This is a genomic window from Paenibacillus sp. J5C2022 (assembly GCF_025567625.1).
Taxonomy (GTDB): Bacteria; Bacillota; Bacilli; order Paenibacillales; family Paenibacillaceae; genus Pristimantibacillus.
Genome location: NZ_JAOQJC010000064.1, coordinates 21,587 through 30,621 on the forward strand (window position 1 = coordinate 21,587; position 9,035 = coordinate 30,621).

Annotated in this window: 12 protein-coding genes; 8 read left to right on the forward strand and 4 right to left on the reverse strand. The window is 50.4% G+C overall.

Annotated elements, in window-relative coordinates; all coding sequences use genetic code 11:
- Positions 1 to 7 precede the first annotated feature (7 nt).
- From M6D81_RS29815 to M6D81_RS29830, 4 genes are read left to right on the forward strand one after another with little or no spacing between them, the layout of a single operon-like run.
- Entirely contained in the window at positions 8 to 889 is an 882-nt protein-coding gene (locus tag M6D81_RS29815; RefSeq protein WP_262681110.1) for a carbohydrate ABC transporter permease, read from the forward strand.
- A gap of 2 nt (positions 890 to 891) precedes the next feature.
- The gene (locus M6D81_RS29820) at positions 892 to 1,707 is read left to right on the forward strand and encodes a carbohydrate ABC transporter permease (protein WP_317259179.1); all 816 of its coding nucleotides are present in this window, start codon (positions 892 to 894) and stop codon (positions 1,705 to 1,707) included.
- Positions 1,708 to 1,719: 12 nt separating this feature from the next.
- On the forward strand, positions 1,720 to 2,616 hold the full coding sequence (locus M6D81_RS29825; RefSeq protein WP_262681113.1) for a dihydrodipicolinate synthase family protein: 897 nt from the start codon (positions 1,720 to 1,722) through the stop codon (positions 2,614 to 2,616).
- Positions 2,613 to 3,545: a Gfo/Idh/MocA family oxidoreductase gene (locus M6D81_RS29830; protein WP_262681115.1), complete on the forward strand. Its 933-nt coding sequence runs from the start codon at positions 2,613 to 2,615 to the stop codon at positions 3,543 to 3,545. The genes M6D81_RS29825 and M6D81_RS29830 overlap by 4 nt, the downstream gene beginning before the upstream one ends.
- Before the next feature lie 250 nt (positions 3,546 to 3,795).
- Here the strand turns inward: M6D81_RS29830 and M6D81_RS29835 are convergent, their stop codons facing one another.
- The gene (locus M6D81_RS29835; protein ID WP_262681116.1) at positions 3,796 to 3,948 is read right to left on the reverse strand and encodes a hypothetical protein; all 153 of its coding nucleotides are present in this window, start codon (positions 3,946 to 3,948) and stop codon (positions 3,796 to 3,798) included.
- 141 nt (positions 3,949 to 4,089) lie between these two features.
- A complete protein-coding gene (locus M6D81_RS29840) occupies positions 4,090 to 4,458 on the reverse strand; it encodes a hypothetical protein (protein ID WP_262681118.1) in 369 nt (122 codons plus the stop codon).
- Between the two features lie 317 nt (positions 4,459 to 4,775).
- On the opposite strand from M6D81_RS29840, the gene M6D81_RS29845 reads away from it, so the two are divergent.
- The 3 genes from M6D81_RS29845 to M6D81_RS29855 all read left to right on the forward strand — a co-directional run bounded on the left by M6D81_RS29845 (position 4,776) and on the right by M6D81_RS29855 (position 6,816).
- Positions 4,776 to 5,654 carry a helix-turn-helix transcriptional regulator gene (locus tag M6D81_RS29845; RefSeq protein WP_262681134.1) on the forward strand — a complete coding sequence of 293 codons (879 nt, stop codon included), beginning with the start codon at positions 4,776 to 4,778 and terminating at the stop codon, positions 5,652 to 5,654.
- A gap of 115 nt (positions 5,655 to 5,769) precedes the next feature.
- Positions 5,770 to 6,150, forward strand: a complete 381-nt coding sequence (locus M6D81_RS29850) for a VOC family protein (protein WP_262681136.1) — start codon at positions 5,770 to 5,772, stop codon at positions 6,148 to 6,150.
- 9 nt (positions 6,151 to 6,159) lie between these two features.
- Positions 6,160 to 6,816, forward strand: coding sequence for an AlkZ-related protein (locus M6D81_RS29855; RefSeq protein WP_262681138.1), 657 nt, complete (start codon positions 6,160 to 6,162; stop codon positions 6,814 to 6,816).
- 167 nt (positions 6,817 to 6,983) lie between these two features.
- Here the strand turns inward: M6D81_RS29855 and M6D81_RS29860 are convergent, their stop codons facing one another.
- Together M6D81_RS29860 and M6D81_RS29865 are read right to left on the reverse strand one after the other, a co-directional pair.
- Positions 6,984 to 7,988: an aldose 1-epimerase gene (locus M6D81_RS29860; RefSeq protein WP_262681139.1), complete on the reverse strand. Its 1,005-nt coding sequence runs from the start codon at positions 7,986 to 7,988 to the stop codon at positions 6,984 to 6,986.
- 119 nt (positions 7,989 to 8,107) lie between these two features.
- Entirely contained in the window at positions 8,108 to 8,479 is a 372-nt protein-coding gene (locus M6D81_RS29865; RefSeq protein ID WP_262681140.1) for a hypothetical protein, read from the reverse strand.
- Positions 8,480 to 8,820: 341 nt separating this feature from the next.
- Between M6D81_RS29865 and tnpA the strand changes: the two genes are divergently transcribed.
- Positions 8,821 to 9,035, forward strand: a 215-nt coding sequence (gene tnpA / locus M6D81_RS29870) for an IS200/IS605 family transposase (protein WP_262681141.1), incomplete at its 3' end; no start/stop codon positions are given.

The window sequence follows — 9,035 nt, forward strand, 5'->3', positions numbered from 1 at the left end:
TGCCAGCTTGCATAGAAAAGAACATGTTGTTGGCTATTTGTTCCTTGCGCCCAGTTTAATCGGTTTTGCCGTTTTTCTCTTGTTTCCGATCGTATTTTCATTCGTGCTCGCTTTCAGCGAATGGGATCTGGTGTCCGGGCTGAAGGCGATCACCTTCATCGGTCTGAATAATTTCTCGGAGATGTGGAGCGATGAATGGTTTCGTGTTTCATTAAAGAACAACTTTATTCTGACCGCGCTGGTTGTACCGATCACAATGATCGTATCGCTGGCGATAGCCATCGTGCTGAACGACAAGGTATACGGCAAAAACATGCTGCGGCTTGTGTACTTTATGCCTTACATTACTACGATTGTCGCGGCGGCGGTTGTATGGATGGCGCTGTATCATCCTTCGCAAGGGCCCATTAATCAACTGCTGCTCTCTCTTGGTGTGGATAATCCGCCCAAATGGTTGGCCAGCCCGACTATGGCGCTGCCGTCCATCGCCATTATGATGATCTGGGCCGGCATCGGTTTTGATTTGATCGTTTATATGGCCGCGTTGCAAGGCATACCAAAGCACTTGTATGAAGCGGCGGATCTGGATGGGGCCACCGGCTTGCGCAGGTTCTTTCATATTACGCTGCCGATGCTGTCGCCCACGACATTCTTTCTGTTCATTACGCGGATCATCCATTCGTTCGAAGTGTTCACCCCGATCAATATTATGACTGAGGGAGGACCGGGAGATGCCACATCTGTGCTTGTCTATCAAATTTACAAAGTATCTTTTGCGTTCTATCGGCTCGGTTACGGATCGGCGATTGCCTGGGTGCTATTTGTCATTATTTTCATCATCACGCTCATTCAGTGGAAATATCAGAATAAGTGGGTGACCTACAATTGAATGTGAAGAAAATGGGTTTCACCGTCATGGCGGCCGCTGCGGGAGTATTTATGATTCTGCCCTTCCTCTGGATGGTGTCCGCATCGTTGAAGAGACCGATTGACGTATTCGCATTTCCGATACAGTGGATACCGGATGAGATGATGTGGAGCAACTACAAGGAAGTGTGGATGAACCCGTATTATACGTTTTATTTGTATTACCTTAATTCATTGAAGGTTACGATTCTGTCCGTGTTGGGCACGCTGCTCGTCAGTTCCATGGCGGCATATGCATTCGCCAAGCTTCATTTTTGGGGGAAAAACGCGATCTTCCTTTGCTATTTGGCAACACTGATGATTCCGCCCCATGTGACGCTTGTGCCTCGGTTCATTCTGTTCCACTGGCTGGACATATATAATACGCATTGGGCTTTGATTTTGCCGGGCATGTTTAATATATTGGGCATATTTTTGCTTCGCCAGTTTTTCATGGGCATTCCATCCGAAATATCGGAAGCGGCGAAGATAGACGGCGCGGGCCACGCGAGAGTTTGGTCAATTATTATTTTGCCGTTGGCAAAACCAGCACTTGTATCGCTTATGATTCTGTCATTCATATGGAATTGGAACGATTATATCAATCCGCTTATCTTTATTACATCCAAGGATCTGTATACGATTCCCGTAGGCTTGCAAGCTTTCATGGGGATGGAATCGGTTCAGTACAATCTCATTATGGCGGGGGCGGCATGCGCTATTCTGCCTTTGTTAATCTTATTTCTCATATTGCAAAAATATTTTATTTCCGGTATCGCCAGCAGCGCGATCAAAGGTTAGGAGAGAATCAAGATGATTAAAAACAAATTGCAAGGCATGATCTGTCCGATGATTACCCCGCTCGGCGACAGGGAACAAATTGATGAAGCGGCGGTGCGGCACTTAGTATGCCGGCTTGTGGACAGAGGGGCCGACGGCATATTCCTGCTGGGCAGCATGGGCGAGTTTCCGGTTATAGAAGAAGAGGAACGGCGTAGGCTGATCGAGATTGCCGTCGATGAAGCGAAGGGGAAAATTCCAGTTATGGCCAACGTATCGGCGGAAGGGCTGCGCAAGACGGAGAGAAATCTTCGCGGCGCGCTGGATGCGGGAGCTGACGCGGTCGTGCTGGTCGCTCCTTACTTCTATACGCTAAGGAATGAACGAGAGCTTCGCGATTATTTCCTGGAAGTGAGCAGGAACAGCAGCAAACCGCTCATTATGTACAACATCCCCAAATATACGAATAATCCGTTGTCGGTGCCCTTGATTGCCGAATTAAGCGAGGAATCGAATATTATCGGCATTAAGACTGATATATTCATCGATGTGACCCTTATGCGCAGGCTTGCGGGACGCCATGATTTTTCCGTGTTGCACGGCAATGAAGCGACGCTTGATCTTGCCTTGAAGCTTGGCGCTGACGGCTATGTTCCGGGCATCTCGACGTTGGCAATCGATCGCTGCGTGGAATTGCTGCGCAGGTGGCGACAGGGTGATGCGGCAGGAGCGGCATTGCTGCAGACGGAATTGATCGCCGTTCAACGCACGGTGTACGGCGACAATGCCGAGCACTGGGGAACGGGCCATAAATACGCGCTTTCGCTGTTGGGACTTTGCCAGACTCATGTGGCGACCACGCTGCCGCCGTTGAGCGAACGACAGAAAGAGGTTATTGCATCGGCTCTGCGGCAATACCGGATCGCATGACAGCATCACGCGAATGTGATATTAAGCCTCTGCGCATTGGCATGATCGGCCTCGATACATCGCATGTAACGGAGTTCGCCAAGCTGCTTCACGATGAAACGCATCGTTACCACGTTCCGGGCGGGCGCATTGCGGCCGCATACCGAGGCGGATCACCCGATGTGCCTCTCAGCTGTAAGCGCATTGACGGATTTACCTCGGAGTTGCAGCAACGGTATACGGTTCCGCTAGTCGAAACACTGGAGGAAGTGGCAGACCGATGCGATGTTCTCATGCTTGAATCGGTCGATGCCAGGCGGCATCTAGAACAATTTCGCCGCATAGCGCCTTTCGGCAAGCCCGTATTCATCGACAAGCCGTTCGCGGCAAGCAGCGCTGACGCGGCTGATTTGGCTGCTGTTGCGCAGCAATACGGCACGCCGATCATGAGCGCTTCCGCGCTGAGGTTCGCCGATGGGCTGGAGCGCGCGCTTTTGAACACGGAGCATGGACCGATCGTTGGTGTCGACTGCTACGGACCGATGCCGCTGGAGCCTTCCATGCCGGGCTTTTTCTGGTATGGCGTTCATATGGTGGAGATGATTTATTGTGTCATGGGGGAAGGCTGCGCGCAAGTGTCGGCGCTTATGAGCCGCGACCATGATATTGCCGCAGGACGGTGGAAGGATGGCCGAATCGCTGTCCTGCGCGGCTGCCGCAGCGGGAATTGTCGCTTCGGGGGGATGATTCACCGGGAATACGGCTCCGATATCATCATATACGCCTCCCCGAAGCCGTATTTCGCAAGCTTGCTGGAGCGGGTGATGGACTGGTTCAGAACGGGCCGGTCGGCAGTTGCGCTGTCCGAGACGCTGGAGACGATACGCTTTATAGAAGCAGCCAACAAAAGCCGTCTGAGCGGGCTGACTGTTAACTTGAATTGGAAATAAAGAAGCTTCCAAATAACGGTGATGGGCTCATTAAATTTTTCTACGCACTACACTACAGTAGACTCGGAAAAAAGTAGACTGAAGTGAAATTCGAGATACGAAAAAGCATTTACTATATTATTAGCGACCACATCAATCGAAGATATTATCCGGATGAAAAAGTCCAGGAGTTTATAGGACGCTAACCGATCCTACTGAATAAAAGCCTGCCGAGTTGCGGCAGGCTTTTGGACAATTTCAGAAGTTTGTTTTATTGGTTCACCTTATGCTTCTGCAATATCGCCTGAACCTGCTCTTCCAAGTTGCTGCCTTGCGCAATTTTCTCCTGACCGTCACTGTTCCTTACGATATAGTAAATATCCGAATCTGGTGATTTCTTTAGGAAAAGGACGTATGGCTGCATGGCTTGCAACTCGTTGAAATGGCCCATTTTTAGTTTTTTCTTGCCTTCAGAATCTTCAATTAACGCCACACGTTCTGAAATTACTACTTCATCCCCGCTATTGATACCTGTAGCATTTTTGTAAACTGAATCAATTTTGAATTATACAAAGCTTTGAAAATATTCAATATCCCGAGGAGTATTGGATTTATCCAGTGGGTCTTTTGGGAAGTATCTGATATCGGACTTCCGTTCTTCTAAGCTTTCTTGAGGAACGCCAAGCACAACCAGATCAGCAAAATCTCCAATTTTGTCCTGATCAACCGTATAAACAATATTGGCTTCAAATACAATTTCTTTAATGCTACTAACCTGCGCATCGCCCTTCATTGTTTCGCTTTCAGAATCACCAACAGCTTTGGCTTCATATTGGATGTCCTGGCCTGCATTTCCGTTGACTCCGCTGGCATAAATGTACGTTCCGGCAGCTAGTACGGAAACAACCCCGATACTAATAAACCATTTTTTCATACCCGAACTTCCTCCATTCCTTTAATAATTAAGGTCTCCACTTACCAATAATTTCATCATAAAAATGAGCAACCTCTTGGTTCATTGTATAGAGCAATCACATCATTGCAACGTAATCCATTTCAAGAATGTTGCAGCTTTAGGATATGGCCCCCTTCTGTTGTACTTGGATAAGCAATGACCTGTTCGATGTTGAATAGATAGTGTCAGATGTTAAAATGTTGATATCCGACTCGAAAAAATAAGACTGTTAGGTACTATTGATCGAGACAAAAATATCACGCCGCACTATAAACGGAATGAAGAGGTGATCCCTGATGACGGTTCTATTCCGTCCCGTTCAATCTCCGACCTTGCATAGCGAAATTCAGCTGCCGGGGTACAGCTATCGCGAATATCGGCCGAGCGGGAGGCTTGCATCGTATGTTGCTTGCTATTGGTCGGTCGATTTCGACCCCAGAAGCGGGATGCAGTCCCACCGAATTATTCCCGATGGCTGCGTGGATATTATCGTCGATCGAAAAGCAAGCTCCAGCAGCGGGGCCGCATTCGCCGCAGGGCTCATGACGACGTACCACGTGCTCGATTTCGCAGAGGAGCAGTCCTCGTTCGGCATCCGCATGTTCCTGGAGTCCGCACGTTCCCTGTTGCGAATCCCGGTCTCTGAGTTGACCGGCGGGCGGGTTTATCTGGATGAGCTGTGGGGAATGGAAGGACGGGCTGCGGCCGAACGGCTTCTGCTCGCAAGCGATGTGCCCGAACTGATTGCCCTTGCAGAGCGGCTGCTAACCGCCAGATTGTCCCGATGGGAGGCCCCGGCAACTCCCGGGCTTGTACAACACGGACTGCATTATATGTATGATGCCTATGGCGCGTTGTCTCTGCCCGAGCTGGCAGATAAGATGGGGTATAGCGAAAGGCATCTCAGACGGGTGTTCGAGCGGGAGCTCGGCGTCGGACTGAAGGAGCTGGTGAACATTATTCGTTTCCAGAGCTTGCTCCGCGGATTGCGGGACGACGCCTACGCCAGTTATGCGGAGCTGGCGGTGCAATACGGTTATTATGACCAGTCCCACATGGCTGGCGCATTTAAGCGCTATTACGGCAAGACGCCGACGCAAGTGTGGAGAAGAGACGGGAAGGTATCCGACTCTGCAGCTAGGGGGGGAGGTCGGATAATGGAGTGTTGTGAATAGGTCCGTTTTTTCCTATTATCTGATCAAGAGTAAGGGTAAGATGAGAATGAATAGCAAATAACAGAAAGCCAGCGAACCTTCGCGGATTCGAATGGCATGGAAGGAGAACATCGGTATGGGAATTCGCCTGGATATGGTGGGCATCGTAACGAAGGATATGAAGAAGGCGCTGGATTTCTACCGGCTGCTGGGACTGTCCATTCCGGAAGGGTCGGACGACGCGATGCATGTTGAGGCTGAGGGACAAGACGGCGTTCGGCTGGCGTTCGACAAGCAGGAGATGATTGCGGACATTTACGGCGGCTGGGAGGAACCGGCAGGCCATCGGATCGAGTTGGCTTTTCTATGCGAGAACGCCGCTGCGTTGGACAAGCTGTACAGTGTCATCGTAGAGAACGGCTTCGAAGGCCATCGCGAGCCATGGGATGCGGTCTGGGGCCAACGTTACGCTATCGTGCGCGATCCCGACGGCAATCTCATCAGTTTGTTCGCATAGGAGGCAGTCATGGAGATTACGACTTATGACGAATTTGCGCAGTTAGTGGAGCGATATCGGATTTTTCCCTTCGCAGCGTTCGTCCCTGAGCATCCGTCATTGACGACCGTCACCGCTGAAAGCTCCTGGCATACGGAGACGGAGACCGATCCGTGGCTGTGGCGCATCCGGATTGCCCAAGAAGGCAAGGCTGCGTACGGCAAATTTTTCGGGGCAAAGGCGGCATTCATCCAAAGCGAGCTGTTTCCCGCTATGATGACGTTGATGACGGGCAACCGGACGGCGAAAGAACGGTTCGAAGCCGGCTCGATGTCGCGTGCAGCTTACCGGATCTATGGCGTCATCCGTGAGAACGGCAATGTCGATTCGCGCAGCCTGAGGAAGGAAGCCGGTTTTGGGGCCAAGGAGGAAAAGAAGGAATACGACAAAGGGTTGAACGAGCTTCAAAGCGGCGGTTGCATCGTCATTACCGGCTCGGCCAGGCAGAACGAAAGCTGGAGCAGCATGTGCTACGAAACGTCGGAGTCTTGGTTGCAATCGGTGTTGGAAGACTACGAGAGCCTGTCCGTGGAGGATGCTAAACGGCGGGTACAGGAGACGCTCGGGTCGGCGTGTTCGGAGAAGGCTTATGCATTTTTTGCGAAGAAGCTGGGATTGAATGATTAAGCATCAAGCAAACGAAGGGCGAGCAGAGAGGAACTCCGGCATCGCCCTTTTTTTTGCGCGTATGGACCCTATTAGTGTAGTAATCCTGCATTAGAGATGTCGAAAAGGCGCGTGTGCAGGCGTATAGTAGGACGTCATCAGGTGTATTACCTATTAAGCCTGATGATCTATCTCCGTTCCCGGAGATAGATTCGGCTCGTCTCTTCCCAGATGGCACCGGGCTCAAGCGTGACCAGTCCAATCTCTTCGGCGGGAAGCTTCACATTGGGTGCATTCACGAGATTAAGCTGCGGTTCCGGGCAGAAGAAGCCGGGTGTGGCTTCATTATTCCAAATCATCCACTGCTTGTAGGCTGTGCCGGCATCGTATACGAGCGTAACGCCTTCGCGCGCGTCGGTCAGCTCCATTACGTTGCGGCCATTCTTCGTCGCGCTGGAATAATGATTGTCCATCGGCGCCCAATAAGGGGACAAGCCGGTCGTTCGCATGGCTTGCTCTTCATCGGACAGTGGCAGATATCCTCCTGTCGGCAGCATGCGCTCATTCATCTCCCACCGCTTGTCGATCGTCATCGTGAAGCGGCAGTCCTCCGGCGTGCTGCCGGTTGCGAATGGCGCGTTGATCGCTGTATGAAAGGCCAACATGCATGGCATGGCCTCCTCGCCCGAATTGTGAACCATCACATGCTGGAGCAATCCTTGATCGCTAAGGGAATACCGCAATCGAAGCGTGAATTGATGCGGCAGGTAGCGATATATAGGATGACTTTCGTCAATTGCAATGCTCAGAGAGACATAGCTCTCCGTATGATTCGTGCAATAATCGTCGACTTGCCACGCCGCAGTATGGAAGAAGCCGTGCAGATGATTGCCCCTTGCCACTTCGTTCACAGGGAAGGTGTACGTGCGGCCGTTCCAAGTGAAAGTGCCATTGTCGTAGCGATTGGGAGGGAACAGAATGGGAATGCCATGCACGCCGGGACTTGCCCGGAATGCGTCCATCTCATCGGCGGCAGGCTCTCTTAAGATCGTATATTGCCGCACAGTGTCGCGGAAGGCAATAAGGTTGGCGCCTACATGAGGCAATACAGCTGCTTCGTAGGGTCCCCACTGCAGCCAGATGGCTTCTTCGTCGTGGAACGGTTGCCGGAATGCTTGTGCTTGCTTAGTCATAGTATCCTCCTAGAATCTTTGGATGTTGTTTCCTATCAATATAGCAGGGCTGCGAACAACAAACAACCGCCACTTTCTCGTGTAGAGACGAGAAAGTGGCGGTTGGCAGCTGACGGGGCTTACTTTGAGTTTTTCACTTCGTTGTTCTTCTTGCGCTGCGAGAATAGCTGCTCGATGACGAATTGCTTGCGGCGATTGACGGACAATCGCTTCGTATCCGAGCTTGCCGTCCCGAAGCATACGGTACCGTTCTCGATCGATCGGATTCCGGAAATATTAATGTAGCAGTTGGAGCTGATCTGGAAATAATTGATTTTCTCCGTCAGCTGCCTGATCTCATCGGCGGTCATTCTTATTTTTCTATTGTAATAGGGACCGTGGAAGCTTACGAGACCTTGAACGCCGATCTTGAAGTAGAGAACATCTTTCTCCAGATCGAAGTCCTTGTAAATATTCCGTTCATTCAAAACTACCGTTGCTGCATTCATCATCCTTTTTCCCCCTTTTAAGAATGTGAACATCGGAATTGTTAGCGCTTACATTATAGCATAATGCGTGGAGCTTGTGAAGAGAAACCTTAAAAAATTTTAAGGTTCGGGGAAGTCGTGCTTAGCAGCAGCGAATGGAAAAAAGGATTGTATGCCGAAGGAGCTTGTGCTATGTTCACTTTAGGAAAAGCGGACGGGAATCCTCCCCATTTCAATGGGGCAGATGAAAGTCCGCTTTGCCCGAAATCCCCCTTGCGGGGATACAAGGGTCAAAATACACCATGTGTAACCCGGAAACTATGGATACCACTTGAACAACAATTCGTTTCTGATAGACTATCTGTATGACAAAAGAAAATATAAAGCACGCTAGAACATGCGTTTACAACGTCAATTATCACATCGTTTGGTCGGTTAAGTATCGTCGTTCTGTACGATCAGCAGAAATTGAAGCCTATCTTAAAGAACTACTCCAGGAAATGGCTCAAGAAAAAGAATTTGAAGTGATCATGATGGAGGTGGGCGAAAAAGACCATATTCATGTTTTTGCGTCAGCACT